This is a genomic window from Roseibium sp. MMSF_3544, from assembly GCF_030732845.1.
In the GTDB taxonomy this organism is placed as follows: Bacteria; Pseudomonadota; Alphaproteobacteria; order Rhizobiales; family Stappiaceae; genus Roseibium.
Genome location: NZ_JASHKA010000001.1, coordinates 182137 through 207145 on the forward strand (window position 1 = coordinate 182137; position 25009 = coordinate 207145).

General features: G+C 57.3%; 24 protein-coding genes. 17 read left to right on the plus strand and 7 right to left on the minus strand.

Translation table 11 applies throughout. The features are described 5' to 3' along the window. Window positions 1–755 precede the first annotated feature (755 nt). Window positions 756–2204: a sulfatase-like hydrolase/transferase gene (locus RBB47_RS00820; protein WP_305983814.1), complete on the plus strand. Its 1449-nt coding sequence runs from the start codon at window positions 756–758 to the stop codon at window positions 2202–2204. Window positions 2205–2379: 175 nt separating this feature from the next. Here RBB47_RS00820 and RBB47_RS00825 read toward each other — a convergent pair whose 3' ends face one another. Then, window positions 2380–2781, minus strand: coding sequence for a hypothetical protein (locus RBB47_RS00825; RefSeq protein ID WP_305983815.1), 402 nt, complete (start codon window positions 2779–2781; stop codon window positions 2380–2382). A gap of 282 nt (window positions 2782–3063) precedes the next feature. On the opposite strand from RBB47_RS00825, the gene RBB47_RS00830 reads away from it, so the two are divergent. After that, a complete protein-coding gene (locus RBB47_RS00830; RefSeq protein WP_305983816.1) occupies window positions 3064–3480 on the plus strand; it encodes a heme-binding protein in 417 nt (138 codons plus the stop codon). Between the two features lie 26 nt (window positions 3481–3506). Here RBB47_RS00830 and RBB47_RS00835 read toward each other — a convergent pair whose 3' ends face one another. Continuing rightward, window positions 3507–4538 carry an L-idonate 5-dehydrogenase gene (locus RBB47_RS00835; protein ID WP_305983817.1) on the minus strand — a complete coding sequence of 344 codons (1032 nt, stop codon included), beginning with the start codon at window positions 4536–4538 and terminating at the stop codon, window positions 3507–3509. 7 nt (window positions 4539–4545) lie between these two features. Then, a complete protein-coding gene (locus RBB47_RS00840; protein ID WP_305983818.1) occupies window positions 4546–5493 on the minus strand; it encodes a 2-hydroxyacid dehydrogenase in 948 nt (315 codons plus the stop codon). 83 nt (window positions 5494–5576) lie between these two features. Between RBB47_RS00840 and RBB47_RS00845 the strand changes: the two genes are divergently transcribed. From RBB47_RS00845 to RBB47_RS00865, 5 genes are all read left to right on the plus strand, one after another. Further along, a complete protein-coding gene (locus RBB47_RS00845; protein WP_305983819.1) occupies window positions 5577–6344 on the plus strand; it encodes an SDR family oxidoreductase in 768 nt (255 codons plus the stop codon). After that, complete coding sequence (locus tag RBB47_RS00850) at window positions 6344–6844, plus strand: gluconokinase (RefSeq protein ID WP_305983820.1); 501 nt, start codon at window positions 6344–6346, stop codon at window positions 6842–6844. The genes RBB47_RS00845 and RBB47_RS00850 overlap by 1 nt, the downstream gene beginning before the upstream one ends. Further along, window positions 6841–7728: an NAD(P)-dependent oxidoreductase gene (locus RBB47_RS00855; protein WP_305983821.1), complete on the plus strand. Its 888-nt coding sequence runs from the start codon at window positions 6841–6843 to the stop codon at window positions 7726–7728. Before RBB47_RS00850 ends, RBB47_RS00855 begins: the two co-directional genes overlap by 4 nt. Then, a complete protein-coding gene (locus tag RBB47_RS00860) occupies window positions 7725–8063 on the plus strand; it encodes a hypothetical protein (RefSeq protein ID WP_305983822.1) in 339 nt (112 codons plus the stop codon). The genes RBB47_RS00855 and RBB47_RS00860 overlap by 4 nt, the downstream gene beginning before the upstream one ends. 121 nt (window positions 8064–8184) lie before the next feature. Then, window positions 8185–9201, plus strand: a complete 1017-nt coding sequence (locus RBB47_RS00865; RefSeq protein WP_305983823.1) for a LacI family DNA-binding transcriptional regulator — start codon at window positions 8185–8187, stop codon at window positions 9199–9201. A 9-nt stretch (window positions 9202–9210) separates the two neighbouring features. On the opposite strand, the gene RBB47_RS00870 is transcribed toward RBB47_RS00865, so the two are convergent. The 3 genes from RBB47_RS00870 to RBB47_RS00880 are packed head-to-tail and all read right to left on the minus strand — an operon-like array spanning window position 9211 to window position 11977. Next, window positions 9211–10194: a DctP family TRAP transporter solute-binding subunit gene (locus RBB47_RS00870; RefSeq protein ID WP_305983824.1), complete on the minus strand. Its 984-nt coding sequence runs from the start codon at window positions 10192–10194 to the stop codon at window positions 9211–9213. Between the two features lie 17 nt (window positions 10195–10211). Beyond that, entirely contained in the window at window positions 10212–11492 is a 1281-nt protein-coding gene (locus RBB47_RS00875) for a TRAP transporter large permease subunit (protein ID WP_305983825.1), read from the minus strand. After that, window positions 11489–11977, minus strand: coding sequence for a TRAP transporter small permease (locus RBB47_RS00880; RefSeq protein WP_305983826.1), 489 nt, complete (start codon window positions 11975–11977; stop codon window positions 11489–11491). The genes RBB47_RS00875 and RBB47_RS00880 overlap by 4 nt, the downstream gene beginning before the upstream one ends. A gap of 155 nt (window positions 11978–12132) precedes the next feature. Between RBB47_RS00880 and RBB47_RS00885 the strand changes: the two genes are divergently transcribed. Further along, complete coding sequence (locus tag RBB47_RS00885; RefSeq protein ID WP_305983827.1) at window positions 12133–13125, plus strand: LacI family DNA-binding transcriptional regulator; 993 nt, start codon at window positions 12133–12135, stop codon at window positions 13123–13125. Between the two features lie 89 nt (window positions 13126–13214). Here the strand turns inward: RBB47_RS00885 and RBB47_RS00890 are convergent, their stop codons facing one another. After that, window positions 13215–14240: a LacI family DNA-binding transcriptional regulator gene (locus RBB47_RS00890; protein ID WP_305983828.1), complete on the minus strand. Its 1026-nt coding sequence runs from the start codon at window positions 14238–14240 to the stop codon at window positions 13215–13217. A 136-nt stretch (window positions 14241–14376) separates the two neighbouring features. Between RBB47_RS00890 and RBB47_RS00895 the strand changes: the two genes are divergently transcribed. The 9 genes from RBB47_RS00895 (at window position 14377) to RBB47_RS00935 (ending at window position 24964) form a co-directional block, all read left to right on the plus strand. Continuing rightward, window positions 14377–15885, plus strand: coding sequence for a sugar ABC transporter ATP-binding protein (locus RBB47_RS00895; protein ID WP_371932720.1), 1509 nt, complete (start codon window positions 14377–14379; stop codon window positions 15883–15885). A 10-nt stretch (window positions 15886–15895) separates the two neighbouring features. After that, window positions 15896–16918, plus strand: coding sequence for an ABC transporter permease (locus RBB47_RS00900; RefSeq protein WP_305983829.1), 1023 nt, complete (start codon window positions 15896–15898; stop codon window positions 16916–16918). A gap of 23 nt (window positions 16919–16941) precedes the next feature. Continuing rightward, entirely contained in the window at window positions 16942–17991 is a 1050-nt protein-coding gene (locus tag RBB47_RS00905) for a substrate-binding domain-containing protein (protein ID WP_305983830.1), read from the plus strand. 132 nt (window positions 17992–18123) lie between these two features. Then, a complete protein-coding gene (locus tag RBB47_RS00910) occupies window positions 18124–18897 on the plus strand; it encodes an ATP-binding cassette domain-containing protein (protein ID WP_305983831.1) in 774 nt (257 codons plus the stop codon). A 9-nt stretch (window positions 18898–18906) separates the two neighbouring features. Continuing rightward, window positions 18907–20034 carry an ABC transporter permease gene (locus RBB47_RS00915; protein WP_305983832.1) on the plus strand — a complete coding sequence of 376 codons (1128 nt, stop codon included), beginning with the start codon at window positions 18907–18909 and terminating at the stop codon, window positions 20032–20034. A gap of 41 nt (window positions 20035–20075) precedes the next feature. Continuing rightward, the gene (locus tag RBB47_RS00920) at window positions 20076–21212 is read left to right on the plus strand and encodes a substrate-binding domain-containing protein (protein WP_305983833.1); all 1137 of its coding nucleotides are present in this window, start codon (window positions 20076–20078) and stop codon (window positions 21210–21212) included. 167 nt (window positions 21213–21379) lie between these two features. Beyond that, window positions 21380–22375 (plus strand): LacI family DNA-binding transcriptional regulator, encoded by a 996-nt coding sequence (locus RBB47_RS00925; protein WP_305983834.1) that lies wholly within the window; start codon window positions 21380–21382, stop codon window positions 22373–22375. Between the two features lie 136 nt (window positions 22376–22511). Next, on the plus strand, window positions 22512–23603 hold the full coding sequence (locus RBB47_RS00930) for an ABC transporter ATP-binding protein (protein ID WP_305983835.1): 1092 nt from the start codon (window positions 22512–22514) through the stop codon (window positions 23601–23603). Window positions 23604–23632: 29 nt separating this feature from the next. Continuing rightward, window positions 23633–24964 (plus strand): extracellular solute-binding protein, encoded by a 1332-nt coding sequence (locus RBB47_RS00935; RefSeq protein WP_305983836.1) that lies wholly within the window; start codon window positions 23633–23635, stop codon window positions 24962–24964. Window positions 24965–25009 lie beyond the last annotated feature (45 nt).

Sequence of the window (25009 nt, forward strand, 5' to 3'; positions counted from 1 at the left end):
AACCGCCGGTTCCGGCCAGAGAAAGCTCTGGTTTGAACGCACTTCTTTCAATGCGGTCAACGTTTTGGTCAGATGCGGCGGAATGGGAATGATGAATGTGGTGTTTCTGACGCTGCCTTCAATTGCGCGCATTGCGTATTGGATCGCAAAATCCTGCTGTTTCCGGCTAAAACCGATGAAAGTGAAGCCGAACGGTCTTCGCTATGTGCCTAACACCAACTTTCCTTTTTCCGGTACAAACGAGACGTCGTTCCGCTGGGGTGGCGGTGGGCCTGAAGCAGTTGTAATGCGGATATTGTTTCTTAGCGTGACGCTGTTCTCCCCTGGGCACACAACTGAGCGAAACACAGCGAGGCTTCGCTCCTAAAACTTGATTTGGACCCTTAGCAAATTTGCTCGGCAAGTGCACACTCGGCAGCCGAGACAACTGCGGTCAGCATGGTTTTGTGTGAACCTGCTGACCGCATTTTTCATATCGAATATTCACATAGTGCCTCGCATTGAGTGTCTCGGTGCTTTAAGTTTGAGCACATAAGTCAATGCTCGGAGAAGAAGAGTATCTGAATTGACTTGGTTACAGGATTCCATGCTTAGAGCTCCCTAGAAGAGCATATTTGGAAATAGTGATAGAGAGTATTTGTCTGTAGGGCCGGTGAACTTATCTCCCGAGACGTCTCACTCTTAAAACTTCAGCAATTTTTCTATGTAACTTTAAGCATGTGTGGGGGACATCCACAAGGATAGGGTGTCCGGGAATGTTTAATTCGATTGATCAGCACCGTCTAACGACAGATTCTAAAACTAGGTATTCATTTGCATTGGCGCAAAATAGCGTAAGGAGAGTTTTCTCAAAAGACGCGCTCTATTTCGCCTTTGTCGCAAACGTCCTTCCGAGTATCCCGTTTTTTGTGCTTGCGTACTACGTATGTGTGCCGAGGTTACTGGTCATTTTGCTCTACTTTTTGCTTGCTGTCATAAGCATGCACATAAACGTCTTTGTTCTTGTCCTACTGGCAGGGTTGATCGCGTTTCTGGATGTCGTGTTGGTAGTCTCAGAGATATATCGTCTCTCACCTGCACTGGTCATAGATTCGATCAAATACTCCACCAGTCTCGATGTGTTTTCATTTGCCAGTTACATTTTGCTGGCCGTCTCTGTTCTTGTTTGTGTCGGGCTTTACGTTTTTGAATTGGCTCGAAACAGGCAGACCTTCAAGAAAGTAAGTCTTCTTCCTGTTACCCTCCTATGTGGTGTGGTTCTTGGACTGGATGTGTATCTCCTCAGCATGTCATCGCAGAAAGTTCTGGTGAGGTACCAGTGGGACCAGACCGAGTTTTCGTCCGCGATCAACCAAACGGATCTTTCACCATCTGCACGGTCTGAACCGGGAGAGAACGTTTTGGTGGTCATGGTTGAGGGCATGGGAGCGTTCGCGGATCCAGAACATCAATCCCTGCTTTGGGATGTTTTCAAAACACCTGAAGTTGAAGCCGGCTTTGAAATCAGGACAGGAACAAGCCCATATTTCGGTTCCACGACATCAGCAGAATCCCGAGAACTGTGTGGCCGCTGGGGTGACTACACGGATTACCTCAAGGATACCAACTATGATTGTCTGCCAGCCAGGTTTGCTGCGATGGGCTATGAAACCGCGGCGTTTCATGCGTTTACCGGCGAGTTTTTTGATCGGGACGACTGGTTTCCTCACATTGGGTTCCAAAACCTCTTCTTTGCAGAACAGCTGAAGGAAGATCCAACGATTACGTCCGGAAAGACCTGTGGACTGACGTTCGACGGGTTATGCGATTTGGAAGTCGCAAATGTGGTGGAGAACTGGCTGACCAATCGCGAAGAGAGCCCAAGATTTGCCTATTGGCTGACCCTGAATACGCATTTGCCACTTGAAAGAAATCTTGCGACACCACGCCTGGACTGTGAAGCCGGCGGGCCATTCGACAACTGGGATGTGTGCACCATGACTGAAATGTGGATAGACGTCATGCATCGGGTCAGGGAAATCGCATCGAATCCTGACCTTGAAGATACACAGATCCTGGTCGTCGGCGATCATCATCCTCCTGTCCTGTCCCGCCGGGGAAGGCTGCAGTTTGCCAGTGGAGAAGTTGCCTGGCTCCATCTGAAACCCAAGACCGGCAATACGGTCCAAAGGACCGCTTCTGTTACTGTGGAGAAAGCGCACTAACCTCGCATAGTGTGCCATCTTCGCCAAGATCTGCCATCTGCAAACAGGTCGCGCTGGCCCAGCTGATCAGGGCCCGCGCGAAGTACAGAAAACGCATAAGGGCGGGGCTTATGCAGCTTGTTTGCCGATGCCCTGTCCTGTACGAGCGTCATGCAGAGGGGTATTAGAGAGGCAACTACTGCCCTAAAGCACCGGCCAGGATCTCCAACTCTTTCTCACAAAATGATCCTCCGGCATCCAGGCCGTGGTTCTTCAATGTGAACAGAAGGAAGATCCCGCGCAGACGGGCAATATATAGTTCCGGGTCAAGATTGGCACGGACGTCGAGCAAATCGATATCGTCGATCTGCTGTCCACATAGCTTTGCTGCTGCTTTGACAAACGCATCGGATTGGCTCGCATTGATCGCCTCTAGCCTGTCAAGCCGAGAGGCGTGCTGATTGACCGTGTAGAGCGTTCCCGTCAACAGCAATGCAGTCACAAAGAGGGCAGGGTACCAGACAAGTCTCACTATCGTCTCCAAGATTTGGAAGGTCCCCGCACACGCAATAAAATCAGTTGCGAATTCTTCTTTCAAGCCAAACTTCAACACTGCCGGTGCTTTCACACTGTTATGTTTTTGGGTACCAGGAATGCTCTATCTGGCAGCCTAAGTTTTGCCGGGCTTCTACTCCGGTTGTTTTGTCGAAACGAGTGTTGCTCGCTGTTTCTGATTGGCAGCGGTCGCATTGCGTTCACGCGCAAGAGACAGATCTCGCTGGCAGGGGAACCGGCTGCGAATTGACGGTCTCAAGCCCTTGCAGGGTATGCTTCAAGACGATACGTTATCGATAACAATTAGCGTTTACGGGTGTTCCATATGCAATTTGTACAAGATACCAAACGGCTGACGCATCGTGGTGCACTGTTCATGCTGACGGCCGCAGTTTCGCGGGCGGAAGAAATAGGGCAACCTCAGTGCATCGTCATTGTTGATGCAGGAGGTGACGTTGTTGCCGAAATACGCATGACCGGTGCCAAGTTTCTAAGCCGGAAAAGCGCGCTTGCAAAAGCGCTCACCGCCGCATCCACCGGGGTTGAGACGACGGCCATCCCGGAGGCGGTGCGAACGCCCATCGGTTTTGCTTCCGACGGCAAGGTCACCGGGCTGCCAGGCGGTCTTCCAATCGTTCATGAAGGTGTCCTCCTGGGCGGCATCGGGGTTGGCTCAGGATCCGGAGACCAGGATATCGAGGTCGCGAAGGCAGGGCTCGCCGCGCTTGGGGAAGGCGGCTGAGACCTGCTTGCGAACTTCCGTTGTCGTCACGCGAATTCGATCTGGGCTTTCACTGCCTGATTGCGGTTACCGGCCATCTCAAATGCGGCAAGGGACTCCTTCAATGGAAACGTCTGGGTGATGAATGGTTTTACGTCGACGAGGCCCTTTTGCATCAGGCTTACGGCCGTGAAAAACTCAGCATGAAACCGGAATGATCCTTTGAGGGAGAGTTCCTTGGCTGTGATTGCCATCATCGGCAGGTTCATGTCGCCGCCGAGGCCAAGCTGGAGGATTGTCCCTCCCGGACGCATGGCCGAGATCCCGGCAGACAGCGCCGGCGCTGCGCCGGAACATTCGTAAAGGATATCGAAGGTCCCTTTTTCCGGCGTGAAGCGATCAAGTGCCTCTGCATCTTTCGACATATTCAACGTCACGTCCGCTCCAGCTTCGCGGGCCTTTGACAGCGTAAACTCGCTCAGGTCGGTTGCGACAACCAGGTCCGCACCGGCTCTGCGTGCCGCCAGGATACAAAGGATACCGATCGGACCGCAGCCTGTGACCAGAACCGATTTACCCATCATTCCGCCGGCGCGACGGGTTGCGTGCAGGCAGACGGCCAGCGGTTCAGCCATGGCGGCTTCGCCGGGCGTCAGCCCGTCTGCCGGTGCGCATTGTGCGGCATCGGCGACCAGAACTTGCCGGAAGGCTCCCTGGATGTGCGGAAAAGGCATTGCGCTTCCGTAAAATCGCATGTTGAGGCACTGGTTGTAGCGGCCCTCATGGCAATAGCGGCAGTTCCCACAGGGCCGCGACGGTGAAACGGCAACGAGTTGGCCGATCGAGAGACCGGTTACGCCTTCGCCGAGCGCGGTGATGTGGCCGGACACTTCATGGCCCAAAATCATCGGTTCCTTGAGCCTTACCGGACCAAAGCCACCATGATTGAAATAGTGAAGGTCGGATCCGCAGATGCCGCCGGTTGCCAGTTTGATCTGAACCTCACCCGGACCCGGCTCTGCCACGTCACGGTCCTCAATGCGCAGATCCTTGGCGGCGTGAATAACGATGGACTTCATGTTGGCCTCACAAGACGGGAGTGAGCAGGTCCTTGCCTGCAAAATGGGCTGTCAGATTGTCCCGGACGAGCTTGCCCATGGCTTTTCGTGTTTCCACAGTGCCCGACGCGTGATGGGGTTGCAGCAGCACGTTGTCGAGTTCAAGAAAGCGTTGGTTGAGCGCGGGCTCGCCCTCGAAGACGTCGAGGGCAGCTGATCCCAGGCGCTTGCTTTCAAGCGCGTCCAGCAGAGCCTCTTCGTCAATGTTCGACGCGCGGCTGATGTTGATGATCATGCCCCCCGGGCCGACGGCCTCGATCACTTGCCTGTTGACGATATGCCGGGTGGCGGCCGAAGCCGCCAGCGTGACAAAGAGGAAATCAGACTGCCGAGCCAGTTCGACCGGATCAGCGACGTAATTCCAGTCGGGTGCGTAGTCTTTAGGCGAAACATCCGTGTAGGAGATGTCCAGGTCGAAGCCTGCAAGACGCTTGGCAACTTCAAACCCGATCCGGCCGAGGCCAAGCACGCCGGCCTTTTTGCCCCAGACCCTGCTTTTGAGGGGATAAAGGCCCTGTGCCTGCCAGCTGCCATCCCGCACCCAGCTTTCGCCGCCGATCATCCCTCGGGACTGTACCAGCATCATTGCAACGCCGAGGTCCGCCACGTCGTTTGTCAGAACGTCGGGCGTGTTTGTGACACGCACACCGTGGTCCCGGCAGGCGTCAAGATCAACCGCGTCGAAACCGACACCGTAGACGGAGATGATCTCAAGGTTCGGACAGGCCTCGATCATCGACCTTGTGGCTCCGAGTTCGCCCCGTGTCGCGATGCCTTTGATTGTTTTTCCGACAGCGCGGAGAAATTCTGACTGATCCGGCGCCTCAAAACACTTATGCATGTGGAAGGCTTCTTCCAACGGCAGCTGATCCCAATCAGGGTAGGGACCGACCTGGAGAATGTCGGGTTTGGTCATTTTGGATCTCTCGGGTTGACAAGTTATGTTATCGATAACATAACAGATGAAAGTGTCAAATGTTTCGTTGAAAAGGATTTCCGATGAGCCTTGCTTTGTTCGACCTGTCCGGCAGACGGGCCCTGATCACCGGGTCTTCCCAGGGGATCGGGTTTGCACTCGCTCGCGGTTTGGCGCAGGCGGGTGCGGAGATCATTTTGAACGGCCGCGATCAGGCAAAGCTGGGCGAGGCGGCCGCCAAACTGCGCTCTGAGGGCCATAGCATTCACGAGTTGGCCTTCGACGTAACCAACCACGACGGCGCCCGGCTTGCGGTTGATGGGTTCGAGACAGAAACCGGCGCAATCGACATTCTTGTGAACAACGCCGGCATGCAGCATCGCACGCCGCTTGAGGATTTTCCGGCAGATGCCTTCGAACGATTGCTTCAGACCAACATAGCGTCCGTGTTCCATGTCGGTCAGGCAGTGGCGCGGCATATGATCGGGCGCGGTCGTGGCAAGATCGTCAACATCTGCTCCGTTCAGACAGCGCTCGCGCGGCCAGGAATTGCGCCCTACACGATGACCAAAGGGGCCGTGGCAAACCTCACGAAAGGCATGGCGACCGACTGGGCGAAACACGGCCTTCAGTGCAACGGCCTTGCGCCGGGTTACTTCGACACGCCGCTCAATGCCGCTCTCGTCAATGATCCTGAGTTCAGCGCCTGGCTTGAAAAACGCACCCCGGCGGGCCGGTGGGGCAACGTTGAGGAACTCGTCGGAACCTGCATTTTTCTTTCCTCCGATGCCTCGTCCTTCGTGAACGGAACCACCGTCTTTGTGGACGGCGGCATTTCGGCGTGCCTGTGATGGTTGCCTATATCGTCATGGGGGTTTCCGGGTGCGGGAAAAGCGAGATCGGAAAAGGGTTCGCGAGGGCGATCGGGGGCCGGTTTTTTGACGGTGACGATCTGCATCCGGCTGAGAACATTGCCAAGATGAGCCGCGGCGAACCGCTCGACGACAACGATCGTGCCCCCTGGCTCGACAAGGTCGGCAGACAGCTTGGGCAATCAGACGGTCCGACCGTGATCGCGTGTTCCGCGCTTAAGCGCGCCTACAGGCAAAAAATCACGGAAATGGCCGGGAGGCCCGTGACCTTCCTTTATCTTGAGGGAACGCGCGAGCTTTTGAGCGAACGCATGAAACATCGTGACGGACACTTCATGCCGGTCGCGCTTCTCGACAGCCAGTTGGACACGCTCGAGCCGCCCGGACCCGATGAATTGTCCGTCAAAGCCTCGATCGATCAAACACCCGACGAGGTGGTTGAAGCATTGATCGCCGGAATTCGAAGGAAGCAGCAATGAGTGAAAAAGTAGCCCTTATCGGAGCAGGGGCCATGGGCGGCGCCATCGGGACCCGCCTTGCGGAAACCGGCAATCAGCTTTGTGTGTTCGACCTGGATACCGAAAAAGTTGACGCCCTTGTCAAAAAGGGGGCGGAGGCCGCAGCTTCAGCCGCCGAAGCAGCAGGCCGATCGGACTATGTCATCACCAGCCTGAATTCACCCAGGATCGTTGAGCTTGCCGTCTTTGGGGAGAACGGGGTCGCCGCGGGAGCAAGACCTGGAACCCTGATCATCGACATGTCGTCCATCGACCCGGATGCGACCAAGGACCTTGCGAAAAAGGCAGAAGATGCCGGACTGCGCTGGGTTGATAGCCCGCTTTCAGGCGGAGCCCCCAAAGCCCTGATCGGTGAGTTGACGCTGATGGCCGGCGGTGCTGCCGGCGACGTTGCGGACGCCCACAATGTGCTGAAACACGTGAGTTCCAATTACACCCATATGGGTCCGGTGGGGGCTGGGCAGACAACAAAGCTGATCAACCAGGTTTTGTGCGGACTTGGGTTTCTGGCGGTTGCCGAGGCGACACAGCTTGCGCTGGATGCAGGCGTCGATGCCGCCAAGATCCCAACGGCGTTGAAGGGAGGGCGTGCAGACAGTGCGCTTCTTCAGGAATACATGCCGCGCTACGTCGCGCGAGATTACCGGCGCACCGGGCGGATCGACAACATGGTGAAGGATCTCAACGGAGCCTTGGATCTGGCAAGGCGCAGTAACACCGCGATGCCGCTCACTGCGCTTTGCGCGGAGGTCCACCGCATGCTGACAGCGGCTGGACTCGGCGGCGAGGATGAAGCGGCCCTGATGGAGTTTTTCAAGGGCCCGAACAAGGAGCAATTCAAATGATCACGCGTTTCGCTCTGTTCGAAGGCAGTGTCAAAGCAGGCAAGACCGGTGCGTTTCGCGCTGCTGTTACGGAGCGGCTGGTGCCGTTGTGGCGCCAGTTTCCCGGCAACAGCGATGTCCGCGTCATGTTTGGCGAGGAACGGGACGAGGGCGCGCCGGAATACCCGCTTATTCTCGCAATCAGTTATCCCGATCGCGAAACCATGACGGGTGCGCTCAAAAGCGATGCGCGAAACAGATCCCGGGAAGTCACCGGCGAGATCGTCACAGAGTATTTTGATGGAAAGATCCATCACCATGTGACGGAGGCGAATGCGTACGCCGGAAAGGCGTGATGCGGGGTTGGCTGGCCATTTTTGTTGAAACCTGTGTCTCTTTTCCCTGAGCCAGCCGATGCGATTGCAGTAACGGGTTCATTTTGCCTATCAATAGGCAGGAAACCCGGGCGGAGGATGAATGCAGCGCACAGTGACGATGAAGGATGTTGCGCAGAAGGCGGGCGTTTCCGTCATGACCGTCAGCCGCGCGTTCAAGCAGCATGCCTCGGTCGGCGAAGAGACCAGGAAACGAATCCTGAAGATTGCCGAAGATCTCGGGTATGTTTTTGACAGCAACGCGGCAACGTTTCGGTCCCAGCGGACCGGATTCGTCGCGGTCGCCATTCCATCCCTGAACAATGCCAACTTCGCCGACACGGTTGGTGCCTTGTCGGAAGTGCTCAAGGATGCGGATCTGCAGGTCCTGCTCGGCTATAGCAACTACGACATTCATGAAGAAGAAGGCATCGTTGAGCAGTTTCTGAGGCGGCGCCCGGAAGCAATCGTCCTGACGGGGGGCCGTCATACACAAAGGACCCGGCAACTTCTGGAGCGCGCCAATATCCCGGTCGTCGAGACCTGGGATCTGCCTGAAGACCCGATTGATCATGTCGTCGGCTTTTCCAACGCCGAAACCATGCACGATCTTGTGCGCCATCTGGTGGGGTCCGGCCGAAAGCGCATTGCCTTCATTGGCGGCGACACGGATGGTGACACGCGGGGCGCGGACCGTCGCCGCGGGTTCATCCGGGCGATGGAAGAAGAGGGCCTCTCACCGGAACGCCTGATCGGTGCCGGTGAACCGCCCATTTCGATGCGCGAAGGCGCGGATGCCATGTCCCGGCTGCTGGGCGACTATCCGGACACCCAGGCCGTGATTTGTGTTTCGGACCTGTCGGCATTCGGAGCGCTCACGGAATGCGCACGCAAAGGGGTCAAGGTTCCGGACGACATCGCCGTTGCGGGTTTCGGCGCTTATGACATTTCGTCCGTTTGCGTGCCGACGCTCACGACAATCGATCCGCATCCAGCCGAAATCGGCCGCAAGACCGGTGAACTGATCGTTTCGCTTCTCAGGAGCGACCGGGGCAAGGAAAACGGCCCAATCCGCTTGAAGATTGGGCCGCAACTGAGCGTTGGAGCCTCCAGTAACTAGTGCTTTGCTTTAGTTTTGCGAAGCTTCAAGAATGGCTTTCACCAGGGTGTCGCCATTCTGCGCGATGAATGCCTCCCAGACTGGTTTGACCTTTTCCTGGAACGCTGCTCCGTCGACATCGCGATTGACCTTCATGCCGGACTCTTCGAGAGACGCGATCATTTCGTCTTCCTTGGCGATGCTCAACTCGCGCTGCATGGCAACCGCTTCGGCGGCGACTTCAAGCACGGTCTTTTGCTGGTCTTCTGTCAGATTATTGAATTTGTTGAGGTTCATTGCGACCGCCAGTGGCGAGTAAGCATGCTGCGTCATGCTCAGGTAATCCTGCACTTCGTAGAATTTGAAGGACAGAGTAACACCGATCGGGTGGTCCTGGCTGTCGACGACCCCAGTTTCAAGGGCCGTATAGAGTTCTGCCACCGGGATCTGCTGCGGATTGGCATCCAGTGCGTTGAACATGTCATTGAGGGCTTTGGAATTGTTGACGCGCATTCGCAGACCTTTGACGTCGTCCGGAGTGCGGATCGGACCGTTGTTGTTGGTCATGTTACGGTAGCCGTTTTCCGGAAAGCCGAGTCCCTTCAGACCGTGATCCTCGAATTGTGTCAGGACGCCCTGACCGACTTCCCCATCCAGAACCGAATAGGCCGTCTCGCGTGTTGGAAACATGAAGGGAAGCGTGAAGGCGGCCGATTCCGGCATCAGGCCTGAAAAGTTGTTGAGACCGACCATAACGACATCGATGATGCCGGACCGAGCGCCGTCGATCATCGTTGCATCGTTGCCAAGCTGGCCTTGCGGAAATATCTGAACCTTGACCTCGCCGTTGGTTCGCGCATCGACCTGCTCCTGGAAGAATTTCGCGAAATCCTGCTGGAGATCGGTCTCAGGCGCCGCGTGGGCGAACTTCAGCGTGACTTCCGCGATTGATGACGTCGCCATGCCCAGGGTGACAAGTGTTGCCAGACCAATCTGCTTCAATTGATATTTCATTGAGAATTCCTCCCTTCTCAACCGATGAACCATTTCATCGGAACTGTGATGATGCTCGGGAACGCGACGAAGAGCGCCAGAAGCACCAGGTAGGCCGCGATGAATGGCCAGGAGCCTTTCACCGCCGAAGACATGGGCACGCGGCCGACACCGCAGACGACATTCAGGACGGTTCCAACCGGTGGGGTGATCAGCCCGATAGAGCAGTTGATGACGAACATCAGGCCGAAATAGACCGGATCGATATTCGCCAGCTTCACCACGGGCATGAGCAGGGGAACCAGGATCAGAATGGTTGGCGAGAGGTCCATCACCATGCCGACACACAGGACGAGCACCATGATCACTGCCATCAGCAAGCGCGGATTTTCCACGAGCGGTCCGAGCAGCGCGGCGAGTTGTTGCGGCAATTGAGCGACCGTGATCAGCCAGGCCGCCACCATCGCGCACCCGACCAGGAACATCACCATTGCCGTCGAACGGCCTGCGTTGACAAGAATTTTCAGGAAACGCTGGAAGGTCATTTCCCTGTAGATGACCGTCGAGACGAAAATCGCGTAAACGGCAGCGACAACCGCCGCCTCTGTGGGGGTAAAGACGCCAAATCTGATGCCGCCGATAATGATGACCGGCAGCAAAAGGGCCCACACGCCGTCCTTTACGGCTGCGATGCGCTCAGCGGCCGTCGCGCGTTCGAGCGTTTCGAGGTTTTCGTTGCGCATCAGCAGGTACCAGACAAGCATCAGCGCACCGCCCATCATGAGGCCGGGAACGATACCGCCAAGGAACAGGTTCTTGATTGAGATGTTTCCGGCGACACCGATCAGGATCAGCGGCAGTGATGGCGGTATCACGGGTGCAATGATGCCGCCTGAGGCAAGGAGGCCAACGGACCGGCCGCCGGGATAACCTGCCTTTTGCATCATTGGATAAAGTATCGCGACCAGTGCGGCTGCATCGGCGACCGCCGACCCCGAGAGGCCGGCAAGCAGGATCGCGGTCAGGATCGCGACATAGCCGAGCCCGCCCTTCTTGTGTCCGATCATGGACACCGCCATGCGCACAATGCGTTGGGACAGGCCGCCCGACGACATGACCTCTCCGGCAACCAGAAAGAAGGGAATTGCAAGCAGCGGGAAGCTGTCGACGCCGTTTATCAAGGCTTGCGCAAGGATATCGGCGCTGAACAGGTTCAGCTGCAGCATCAGTGCGATGGCTGCCAGGAGCAGGGCGAAGGCCACCGGCAGCCCAAGCAGGATCGCGCCGATCAAAACTCCGAGGAAAAGCAGGAGGGTCACTGGGTTTCCTCCTGTTCTTCATCAAGTTTCATTGCATCAGGCGAGACAATGCGCACGGCTGCGATGATCGTCATTAGGACGGCGGAAACGACACCGGCCAGGTAAAAAAGCGCGGACGGCAAGCCTGTTAGCTGGGAAATATTGTTCCAGTTGGCGTTCATCTGACGAAACGCTCCCCAAAACAGCATCAGGACCGATACCAGAATGACGAGATAGGCGAGGCGGCGGAGAAACGGCACGAGCCGTGGCAGAAATGCCTCTGCAACTTCAGTCACCGCCAGATGCTCTTCGCGGCGCAGAACGACGGCGGCTCCAAGCATGACGACCCAAACCAGCCCGAGACGGGAAAGTTCAACCGAAGGCCTCAGGCCGGACGAAAATCCATAACGCAGAACCACATTGGTGAAGACCAACACGATCATCGCCAGAAGCAATGCCGCCATCGCCCAGTCAATGACGCGCCATAACCACCGCCAAAAAACCAACGTTTCCTCCCGAAAGTTGATCGTTCAAGCACGAAAACAACAAAAGGTTATCGATAACCTTGTTTATGTGTTATCGATAACAAGATAGATTGTCAACGGCGCGGCACCAGTTATTTGGAAGTCGTTTGTTTTGGGCGGGAAATGGGGGAACTGAAATGGTCACGCTTGCGGACGTCGCCAGGTTAGCGAAAGTCAGCACGATGACTGTTTCGAAAGTCCTGCGCGGAACCGGCGCAATTTCCGACGAGACAAAAACACGTGTTTTCGAGGCAGCCGACCAGCTTGGCTATGTTCCGAACCGGCTTGCCGGTTCGCTCAGCACAAGAAAGAGCATGCTGGTCGCGGTTCTGATTCCTTCCATTGCAGACACGATCTATGCCGAGATCATAAGTAGCCTGCATGGCCTCCTGGATCAGGCATCGCTTTCGATCTTCATTGCCGAAAGCCGGATGGATCCACAGATAGAGGAACGCCAGGTGCAGGAACTACTCAGTTTGCGGCCGGCATTTCTCATTCGAAGCGGCGGTATCGATTCAACGAAACGCACACAGGCACTGCTCAAGCGATTTAAGGTGCCTCATATCCAGATCTGGGACGGCGATGACCCGCAAGGTCAAGTGAATGTCGGTCCGTCACATATCGAGGCCGGGAAGCTTGCCGCAGCTCACTTCCTGGGGCTCGGGTTGAACAGGGTCGCCTATGTTGGCGCGGAAACACAGCTCGATATCTGCGCCTCGCGACGGATGGAGAGTTTTATGGCGGACATGAACGCAGCAGGCGTCGAGGTGAGTGTCATTACGGAGCCGCACTTGCCGCGTCAGGCGGAGAGCGGCGAAATTCTCACGCGGCAATTGCTCGAAGGCGGACTGTCCGTCGAGGGTATCTTTTATCTCAACGATGCCATGGCGATCGGGGGGCTCAGAACACTGTTGAACGCAGGCTATCGGGTTCCGGAAGACGTCCGGGTCATGGGTTTTAACGGCACGTCGCGAGAGCAGACAATTAACACCCGTTTGACGACGATCAGCACGGACGGGCGCCGCCTCGGAGAGGCTGTCGCAAAGGCTATCTTGGAAAGTGACAATGGCGAGCTTGCGGAATTCCGCCAGCTCTGTCCCCTGACTCTCGACCTTGGCAACACGACCTAGATTTTCTGTGGTTGAACATACTGCCCGAACGACCGGCGTTTTGGAAGAAGTCAGCTATTGGATCTGGTTCCTCGCCCCACACTGATGTGTCAGACGGTGTCTCCTGGAACGAGATTGAAACCGACGTCGCTGACCGGGCTGGCTGTGTCGCCCGTGATCCTCAGAAGCAGGTTCTCAGCCGCGAGCTGACCGATCCGCAAATGGTTCACCTGAACCGTTGTGAGCCGGTAGGGCAGAACAGAGGCGATCGGCAATTCGCCCCAGCCTGCAATGCCGATGTCCCCGGGGATGGAAATCTTCTGCGCTTCGCAGAACTGGACTGCACCGACGGCCATGTTGTCGTTCTGAAAAAAGATGACTTCCACGCTCGGGTCCGAGGATAGAAGCTGTTCGGTTCCATAGTAGCCAGGATAAAATCCTGGAATATCATTCAGGCAAAGCTGTTTGCTGAGCCGCCCGCCGCCATCGTCGATTGCCTTTGCGTAGCCGTTGAGACGCGAGTTTGCCGCGTTGGCGGCATCGTGCGACGTGCCGACATAGCCGAAACGCTTGTATCCCTTCGAGACCAAAAACCGGCCCATATCGTAACCGCTGTCAAAGTGATTAAGGCCGACGCACATGTCGATCGGGCTCGAGTTCAGGTCCCAGATCTCGACGAGCGGAATGTGTGCGCTCTTGAGCAGTTGAACGGCGCGCGGCGTGTGCGCGCGGCCTGTCAGGATCAGTCCTGCCGGCTTCCAGGACAGAACCGTTTCGATCCAGGTTTCTTCTTCTGTCTGTGCATGCTGGGTCATACCCAGCACTGTCTGGTGGTTGTAGCTGACGAGTTTGCGGTCGATGCCCTCCAGCACATGCGTGAAGACCTCGTTGCCGAGATCAGGGATACTGACGCCGACAAATGTCGTGCGCTTGTCGCCGGCAAAGACCGTTGCAATCCGGTTCGGCAGATATCCAAGGCGCTCGACCTCGGCCATGACCTTGACTCGGGTCTTTTCGGAGTATCCGCCTTCGTCACGCAGAACCCGGCTCGCGGTCATTTTCGACACGCCAGCTGCCTGGGCAACCTCTGATAGGCTTATCTTGTTGTTTTTGCTAGATATTTTCTGTCTCGTCAAATTTAACGTTATCGATAACTTTTTTATTGACTTCGGAATGTGACAGGCGGATGATAAACCTACGTTACCGGTAACTCAACTTCTGTCTTGAGGACGAGGCGGAAAGTCGGAGAAGGTGGCGATTGGGAGGATCATCGTGCCAGGCAGTTTGAAGAACCGTCTTTTCTTTGACGGCATTCAAAAACATTTCGGCGGCACTTACGCCGTGCGCGACGTCTCTCTGTCGATCGACAGGGGAGAGATCGTTGCCCTTCTGGGCGAGAACGGCGCCGGCAAATCCACCCTGATCAAGATCCTTGGTGGCATTCACAAGCCGGATGCGGGCCGTGTCCTGATCGACGGCGAACCTTATGAGCACCGGCCCGGTGGCTTCGGGCAGCGGCAGGCCGTTGCCTTCATCCACCAGGACCTGGGCATGATCGAGTGGATGACCGTTGCCGAAAACATGGCATTGGCGCTGGGCTTCTCCAAAAAGTTCGGGCTTATCAGATGGCCAGACGCCGACACGTTCGCTCTTGAGGCGCTCGCCAAGGTCGGATGCGACTTCAGCCCGTCGACAAGAGTTCAAGACCTGTCGCGGACAGAAAAATCCCTCGTTGCCATTGCGCGTGCGCTTGCCGTTGATTGCGATTTTCTGGTGCTGGACGAGCCGACGGCTTCGCTGCCGACGGACGAAGTGTCCCGCCTGTTCGAAGCCCTCAGGCCGTTGCGTGATCGTGGTGTCGGCATGATCTATGTTTCGCACCGTCTCGATGAAATCTTTCAGATTGCCGACCGGGTCGCGGTTCTGCGGGACGGCGAACTGGTTGGTGTCCGGTCGATCCAGCACACCACCACTGAAGAGCTCGTGCACATGATCGTCGGGCGTAAGACCCGGCAAGTCAGCAAGCTGACCGAAGCGGCCGGAGAGCCGGTCCTTACCGTCACCGATCTGAAGACGAGGACGGCTGGTCCGGTCGACTTCACGCTGCGGCGGAATGAGCTGGTTGGTCTGGTCGGCCTGCGCGGGGCAGGACATGAAGAGTTGGCCAGGGCCCTTTACGGTCTTGAGCCGCATGAAGGAAAAGTCGAGCTTGCCGGTCTTGGCGAGCCGGATCTCAGATCTCCAAAAACGGCGCTCGATTCCGGCGTTGGTCTTGTGGCGCGTGACCGGACAGAAGAGTCCGTCGCATTGCCACTGACGATCCGTGAAAACACGTTTCTCAACCCCGAAGCGACAGGTCGCGGCCTGTTCTCGATCCTGTCTCCGGACGCAGAAACAAAAATGGCGGAAACGATCGGCCGCGAAGTTGCATTGAGCCCCAACGACCAGAGCATGGCAATCGAAGCGCTTTCGGGCGGCAATCAGCAGAAGGTCGTGATCGCGCGATGGCTGGCGACGAAACGGAAGCTGCTGATCTGCGAGGACCCGACCGCAGGCGTCGATGTCGGTGCCAAGGCGGAAATCTATGCGCTCCTCAACAAGGCACTTTTGGAAGGCGTCGGCATCTTGCTGGTGTCGACGGATTTTGAGGAAGTCGCAACCATTTGCCACCGGGCAATTGTTTTCAGCCAGGGGAAAATTGTCGGAGAATTGTCGGGAACGAAATTGTCGACCGAAAACCTGATCCAGGCCGCGTCGGCCAGCAACGTCGCGGCCGCCTGAGGAAACACTGATGCAGTCACTTGAATCCAATGCTCTGGAGCCGACCAAGTCGGAAATGGAAGGCCTGTCGATCCGCAGTAAGCTGTTTCGGCTGCTTCCGGTCTATGGCCTTGTGATCCTGACCATTTTGCTAATCATCCTGTTTTCGGTGCTGTTGCCGACGACGTTTCCGACGCTGTTGAACCTGAGGGCGATCATTTCGGACAAGGCCATCATCGCCTTGCTGTCTCTTGGCGCAATGATCCCGATGGCGGCGGGCCGGATTGACCTGACGGTCGGCTACGGCATTGTGCTTTGGCACATCCTGGCGATCAGTCTGCAGACCTTGCTCGGCATCCCCTGGCCGATGGCGGTGATGATTGTCCTGATGCTCGGCGCCATGACCGGCTTTTTCAACGGCCTGCTGGTGGAAGTTGCCAAGATCGACAGTTTCATTGCAACGCTCGGCACCGGCACGGTTCTTTACGCGATCGCCTTGTGGCACACAGGCGGCCGTCAGATGGTCGGTGTCTTGCCGGATGGTTTCTACGCTCTGAGCACGACTTTCGTATTCGGGCTTCCGATCACCGGTTACTACCTGATCGCGATCACGGTCTGCATGTGGCTCATTCTCGAGTACACGCCAGTGGGGCGCTATCTCTATGCGATCGGCGCCAACCAGAGGGCGGCGCAGCTCAACGGTATTCCGACACGCAAATACGTTATCGGCGCTTTCATGGCGTCCGGGACCATGACCGCGCTCGCAGGCGTGCTGCTGGCCTCGAAACTCAGGATCGGACAGGCAAGTGTCGGGCTGGAATTCCTGCTGCCCGCATTGGTCGGCGCGTTCCTGGGCTCCACCACAATCAAGCCCGGACGGGTCAATGTCTGGGGCACCGTCGTGGGCGTGGCCATCCTGGCAGTCGGTATCTCGGGCATTCAGCAATTCGGTGGCTCGTTCTGGGTCGAGCCGCTCTTCAACGGTGTCACGCTGCTGATTGCAATCGGCATTGCAGGCTATGCGCAACGCCGCAAAGGCGCTGCGAAAAAGTAAGATTTTTGCAAAGGGAGGATACTATGCAAAAACGTGATTTCCTGAAGGCCGTTCTGGCCACCACGATGCTCGCAGGCATTGCTCTGCCGGCCTCTGCAGAGACCGCCTGGGATGGCCCGACGACCGGGCCCACCGCGGCGGATGGCAAGACCATCGTGGTGGTGGCCGCTGATCTGAAAAATGGTGGCATTCTCGGCGTGACCAACGGTGTCGAGGAAGCCGCCGAAAAGATCGGCTGGGAAGTGCGTGTCCTGGACGGCGCCGGCTCCATTCAGGGGCGTACGGGCGCCATCGGACAGGCGCTTGCGCTGCAGCCGGACGGGATCGTCATCAACGGCTTTGATGCCGTTGAGCAGCAGGCAGCGCTGGAAGGTGTGGTCTCTGCGAACATTCCAATGGTGGCCTGGCATTCCGGCCCGAAAATCGGATGTGATGCACCCGGCGGTATTTTCGCAAACATCTCAACCGATGCGATGACGGTTTCCGAGGTTGCCGCCAACTGGGCGATCGAGGACGGCGGGCAGGATATCGGTGTCATCATCTTCACCGATTCAACCTACCAGATCGCTATCGACAAAGCTGATCGGCTGAAGGAAACCGTTGAAGCTGCAGGCGGCAAGGTGCTCGAATATGTCGACACGCCGATTGCAGACACCTCGACCCGTATGGGGCCGCTGACCACGAGTCTACTTCAGAAGTACGGCGACAGCTGGACCCACGCACTGGCGATCAACGACCTTTATTTCGACTTCATGGGACCGGCGCTGGCCTCGGCGGGCATTTCCGCGGCCGACGGCCCGCAGGCGGGCTCGGCAGGGGACGGTTCGGAAGCCGCCTTCCAGCGGATCCGCACGGGCGGATACCAGACCATTACGGTGGCTGAGCCGCTGAACCTGCAGGGATGGCAGCTCGTTGACGAACTGAACCGGGCCGTTCAGGGCGAACCCTGCTCTGGTTACATCACGTCTCCGGCGCTGGTCACGCAGACAGGTCTTGAAAAGATGGGCGACAGCAATTCGTTCGACCCGGATACGCCTTACCGCGAAGCCTATTCCGCCATCTGGGGCAAATAGGATTGCGTAGAGCGGGCCGCCTGACGCAGCCGCGGGCGGCCTGCTGACAGAACCAACTCAGGCAGCTGCAGATCTTTTTGCCGCGGCATCGCCGCGGACAGGGAAGGTTTGTCCAAAATTCAGGGAAACGACATGTCTTTGGACGAGAACAAGTCCGGTCCACTGGTCACGATGCGCAACATCTCCAAGCGTTTCGGTGGCGTCAAAGCACTTACGCAAGTGGACCTTGATGCCTATGCCGGAGAAGTGCTGGCAATCGTCGGCGACAATGGCGCGGGAAAGTCGACGCTGATCAAGATCCTGACCGGCGTTTATCAGCCGACAGAAGGCGAGATTTTCGTTGCCGGTAAAAAGCTGGTCATGAACAGCCATTCCGATGCGATCGACGAGGGCATTGATGCGGTCTACCAGACGCTTGCGCTCGCCGATCACCTCGACCCTGCATCCAACATGTTTCTCGGGAACGAGCTGACCCGCTCTTTCCTCGGCATCACCATGCTCGACAATAAAAAGATGCGGTCGGAAACCGAGCGCGTCCTGTTTGAGCGCCTCGGTGTGCGGCTGCGTTCGCTTGATGTGCCGACCTCCAGCCTGTCGGGAGGCCAACGGCAGGCAGTGGCCATCGCGCGGGCGGTCTATCACGAGGGCCTCCGGGTCCTCGTGATGGACGAGCCGACCGCAGCGCTCGGTCCTCAGGAAACGGCACGGACCCTGAAACTCATCAAGGCACTGAAGGAGCAGGGGCTGGCGGTCATTCTGATCTCCCATTCCCTGGACGATGTGTTCGAGGTCGCCGACCGGGTTCACGTGCAGCGGCGCGGCCGGTGCGCCGGTGTGGTTCACATCTCGCAATGCACGCAGCAGGACGTTCTCGCCCTGATCGTGGGCGCGGAAGAAGCGGCATAGGAGGCTGGGATGGCAACGGCAACACAAACAGACGGACCAACCAAGTTTTCAGACCGGATCGAACCGTTTCTGGCGATCGTTGGCCCGATGGTCATGATCTTGGCGATCCTGCTCTTCATGGGGGTCGCCGAACCGGCACGCTATTTCCGCCTGTCGAACCTGAACCTCATTCTACTGGACGCGGCGCTCTACATGCCCATGGCCATGGCGATGACTTTCGTCATAACCCAGCGTGGCATAGACCTGTCCATCGGGTCAGTCGCAGCCCTGACTTCCATCATCATGGCTTTCCTGATCAAGCAATACGGCTTCTCGGCACCGGTCGCGATCGCGGTCGCGCTGGTTCTGGGTGCCTTGTTCGGCCTGATCAACGGTCTGGTGATTACCAAGTTCAAGGTGCCCGACCTGATCGGAACGCTGGCCATGGACCTGGTTTACCGAGGGTTCGCCCTGGTGATTGCCAAGGGACTCGTGCTGGCGCGCTTTCCTGAAATCATGACGGATATCGGCAGAGGCCAGATCCCCGGCTTCATCCCGGTTCCGGTGGTCATCGGTCTTCTGACGATGGCGCTCGGCTACTGGCTGTTGAAGAAGACCTATTTCGGCCGCTACACGGTCGCGATCGGCTCCAATCCGGAGGCGGCTGAAATGACCGGGATCGCGGTCGACCGCTACAAGATCTACGCTTATGTGCTGATGGGCGCTTCGGCGGCTCTCGCGGGCATCATGCTGACGGGCAAGCTCAATGCCATTCAGGCAACGTCAGCGCCTTACTTCAATCTGCATGTGATCGCGGCTGTCGTGGTCGGTGGAACCTCGTTGTTTGGTGGACGGGCCTCGATGCTCGGGTCGCTTGCAGGCGTTTTGCTGCTGTCCATGATGATCAATGCGCTCGTGACGCTCAGGATCGAATTCTTCTGGCAGTCGGTGGCTTCCGGTGTGGTGATCGTGGCGTCAGTTGCGCTCTACACCTGGCTGCAGAAGAAAGACCGCGACGGTGCCAAGGGCTTCCTTGCGGGCTTGAAGACACCGGAAAGCATCCGGCTGTTGCGCCTGTCAGGCGGCCTGGTCGCAGCGCTTGCACTCCTGCTTCTCATTGGAACTCTGTTTGCCGGTGCACCCGTTGCCAGCGGCTGAGTTTCCGAACCGCGGACTTCATCTAAAGGGAGGAATTTGTGATGAAACTGCTGAAATCGACGTTGTGCCTTCTACTCTTGACCGGCACCAGCGCCATGGCTCAGGGCAATCTGCCCCTGAAGGAATTGCCTGGTCATGCCGATCGCGACTACTGGGTGCCGGGCGAGGTCAATGCCGAAGGCAAGCTTGAAGCGCTTCAGGCGGTTGTCGGTGCGGAAGGCGTGCCGTTCTCCGGAAGCCAGGAGAAACCGGTGGAGATCGCACTGATCTATCCTTCGGCTGACACCTCTGACTTCTGGGCGCGCAACTATCTGGCTATGACCAAGCGTCTTGAGGAACTCGGGATCAAGTACAACACGACCGAGTTCGCCAGCCGGCAGATCGAGCATTCGCTGCAATCGACCTATGCCAACCAGGTTCTGCAGGACGGCGACATCTATGACTACGTCATTTTTGGACCCTCCGAGCTCGCCATTCAGGCCGACAACATCGACAAGCTGGCCGGCAATGACGAATTCAAGACTTACGTCTGGGCCTTCCATACGCCGCTCAAGGATCTGGAAAACCAGCCGGATGTCTGGTTCGACTTTTCGTCTGCGGCAGGCGCATTGGTGATGTGCGACTACATGCTGGAGCGGCTCGGCAATGATGTCACCATGGCGATGAACCGGGGTATTCCGGGCATCACCGACAATCAACGATCCGGCGACTTCAAGGACTGCGTCATGGAAAAGGGCAACTGGAAAGTTGCTTACGAGCACTATGGCGAATACCAGCGTGAAGGCGGATACGAAGGCACCAGTCTGATCCTGCAGGCCTATCCGGAAGCGACGATCATTCACAACGCCAACACCGCCATGGCCATGGGCAGCGTGGAAGCACAGGTCGCCGTAGGTAAGGAAAAGGACGTCTTTTCGACCGGCTGGGGTGGCACGGGGCTGGAACTCGACGCCATCCGCCGTGGCGAGCTTAACGCCACGCCGATGCGCATGGGCGATGACGTCGGAGCGGCGACCGCTGAAGCGATCAAGGCGGATCTGGAAAACAGGGGCGATGAGCTGCCGCTGGTCTTCCTGGGCCGGATCACGGTTGCCCATGATCAACTGAGCGCTGAAGACCTTGATGCCTTGCAGACGGAAGCTTTCCGTTTCTCCGGCGTTGGTGCCCTTGAGCGGTAAGGACGCCGGGGTGGATCGCAGAAATTGTCTGGTGATCCGACCCTAGCGTGCAAAAGGAGGCGCTGCCGGTATACTCCTCGCCGGTGGCGCTTTCGCCATTTTACACGGGCTGTCGAGCAAAGGGTTCGGAATTGACCAAGAGCGGTGCAAAACGGGGACCGGTTACCATGCGGGATGTCGCCAGGGCAGCCGGCGTTTCCCGAATGACCGTTTCAAGGGCCCTGCGAAAGGACAGTCCGGTTTCGCTGAAAACCCGGGAACATATTCTCCGGGTCGTTCGCGAGATGAACTACGTTCCGGACCAGATGGCGGGCAGTCTGACAACCCGCAAATCCGGCTTCGTGGCAACACTGCTTCCGTCTCTCAACAATCTTCACTTTGCGCTGACAGTTCAGGCGCTTACCGAGGAACTCGAAGAAATAGGATTGCAAATTCTTCTTGGTCACACCGATTATTCGGCAGAGCGCGAAGAGGAGATCCTGGAAACGATGCTGCGGCGCCGTCCCGAGGCGATCGTGCTCTCCTATGACGGCCACACCGATCGCACGGTTCGGCTTATGCGGGAGGCAAATGTGCCAGTCATCGAGATCTGGGAAACACCCGAAAACCCGATCGAACACACGGTGGGTTTCTCGAATTTCGATGCGGCGCGTCGCATGACGGAGCAGCTCGTTGCGAAAGGGTACAGCCGGATTGCCTTTCTTGGGGAAGGGCAGGACGACTGGACACGTGGCGCTTCGCGGCGCAACGGGTTCCTGCAGGCAATGCGCGACGCGGGACTGTCCGCTCACCGCATGATCCGCTACGGCATCCCGCCATTGACCATCGACAACGGCTCGGAAGCGGTCACACAGCTTCTGTCTGACTTTCCGGACACGGATTGTGTCTTTTGTGTTTCCGACGTGGCTGCATTCGGTGTTCAAAGCCGGTTGATTTCGGAAGGGTACAATGTTCCCGGCGACATCGCCGTCGCCGGTTTTGGTAATTTTGAAGTGTCGCGTTATGCAGTGCCGAAGCTCTCAACGGTGGTCGTCGATCCCATCCGTATCGGATGCGAAACCGGCAAGCTGCTGAAACAACTGTTTCTTTCCGGAGCATCCAACTCCGATCAGCCCCAGCATATTCACGTTCCCTCTGAAGTCGAATTCCGTCAGAGCACCTGACAAACCCACCCAAAAATATCCAAGTCGATTAATCCGGGATTTAAGACTTGTTATCGATAACACTTGTGCTATTGTGACCGGTAACATATAAACTGTGACCGGTCACATATGAAGTTTTGACGGCCCGGGGGGAACTATGCCGCGTATCCGACTTGAAAATCTGGTGAAGCGATACGGTGACTTTGAAGTCCTGCACGGCATCAATCTGGAAATGGAAGAGAACGAGTTTACGGTTCTCGTCGGGCCATCCGGCTGCGGCAAATCCACGACGCTGCGCATGATCGCCGGTCTGGAGTCGGTCAGCGACGGAGAGATCTTCATTGATGACCGGCCCGTGAGCAATCTGGAACCGAAGGCCAGGGACCTGGCGATGGTGTTCCAGGACTATGCGCTTTATCCGCATATGAACGTTGCCCGAAACATGTCGTTTGCGCTGCGCCTGCAGCGCCGGCCGAAAAAGGAAATCGACGAGAAGGTCGGCAAGGTTGCCGACATGCTCGGCCTCACGAACTTTCTGCACCGGAAGCCAGGCGAGCTTTCCGGCGGTCAGCGGCAACGTGTTGCCATGGGCCGTGCCCTGACGCGGGACGCGGGCACGTTTTTGTTCGATGAACCCCTGTCCAACCTTGACGCCAAGCTCCGAGGTCAGATGCGCGCCGAACTCGCGCTGATGCGCCAGAAAGTGCGCAAGAACATGATCTACGTCACCCACGACCAGATCGAGGCGATGACGCTTGGGGACCGGATCGTGGTCATGCATGGCGGCTATATCCAGCAGCAGGGCACACCCGAAGAGCTGTTCAAGCGTCCGGCCAACAAGTTCGTTGCCGGATTTCTGGGATCTCCGCCCATGAATTTTCTGGAAGCCGAGGTGCAGGATCTTTCCGGCAGGGCGTTCGTGAGCGGCAACGGCTTCGAACTGGTGTTGCCCGATGAAAAGGCCGCGGCGGTTTCGTCTGCGTCCTCGAAAGGGGTGACGCTCGGGATCCGCCCGTCGGATCTCCATTACAGCCCGGATGCGCCTGAGCATGAGTCGATCGATCTCCAGGTGATCGTCTCTGAATACATCGGTGCGCAGTCGGTACTGCTGTGCGACTGCGGCGGCCAGAAGGTCGAGGTCGAACTGAAGTCTGAAACGCCCATCGCGTTGGGCGAAACACTGAGATTTGCGGTCAACAGGGAGGGCATTCACATGTTCGACCGTGAAACAGAGGTTGCCATCAGGTGATCTGAACCTTGCTGTTAAGGGAGGAATGAATGCTGAACTATCTGAAATCGACGGTGTGTGCTGTCGCAGGTCTCGCGCTTGGCGCCACGGCTGCGCTTGCCAATCCGTACGAAGAATTCGCGGGCGAGACGCTGGTCGTCAATTTCCCGGCGCATCCGCACTTTGATGCGGTGATGAAAGTGCTGCCGGAATTCACCAAGGAAACCGGTATCAACGTTGAGGTTGACCAGCTTCAGTATCTCAAGATGCGCGAACGCCAGACCCTTGAACTGACCAAGAACCGTGGCGACTATGATCTGATCGCCTATGTGGTCTTCTCCAAGGCCGACTATGTTTATGCGGACCAGCTTGAAAACCTGGCCCGGTTCTTCATGAACCCGAAACTGGCGGATCCCAATTACGATGCTGAGGATCTGATTGACGGATATGTTGCAAATATCGGCGTTGCCGGTGGCAAAAAGGGCTATCTGCCGGGCCCGACCGGCTCGCTCTTCGGATTGCCGTTCGGCTCCGAGACCTCCATCCTCGGCTATCGGAAAGATATTTTCGACAAGCACGGATTGAAGGTGCCGGAGTCCTATGACGAGCTCCTTGAACTCGCATGTCAGATTCCTGAACTGGAACCCGGCATGGGTGGTCTGGCGTCACGGGCGGCCTCCGGTCACCACGCCAGCCATGCGTTCCTTTTGCATCTTGCGCCGCTCGGCGGCCGCATCTTTGACGACGAATGGAAACCGATCGTCAACAACGCAGAAGGTGTGCAGGCCGCAGAGGCGCTGAAGAAAATCGTCAATTGCGGCGCGGAAGGCTCCAAGACCTTCGGTTTCGCGGAAGCAGGGGCTTCTTTCCTGCAGGGCAACTCCGCCATGTTCCTCGATTCCACCGTCTTTGCCGGTCAGGTCAACAATCCTGACAAGTCCAAAGTGGTCGGACTTGTTGAATGGGCACCCCATCCGGTTGGCGTCAGAGCCGGTTCCCAAACCGGCGGCTTCGGGATCGGCATTCCGAAAAACGCCCAGAACAAGGATGCTGCGTTCCTGTTGATGCAGTGGCTGACGTCGAAAAAGGCCGACAAGCTGATCGCCATGGCGGGCGGCAATCCGTCCCGTTATTCGACCCATGCCGATGAGGACGTGAACGAGAAGTTCCCGCATATGGCGACCTTCGGTGAAGCACTCAAGAATGCTGACCCGGACTGGCGTCCGATCATCCCGGTCTGGGGCAAGATCAATGCGGATCTCGGCACAACCTTGTCCAAGATCATCACCGAGGACGCTCCTGTTCAGGAGTCGCTGGACGGTGTTGCCGAGCGCACCCAGGCGCTCATGGATGAGGCCGGGTACTACACCTGGACCCAGTAAGCCTGACTTTGCCCCGCGGCACGACCGCTGCGGGGCTCTTTCCAA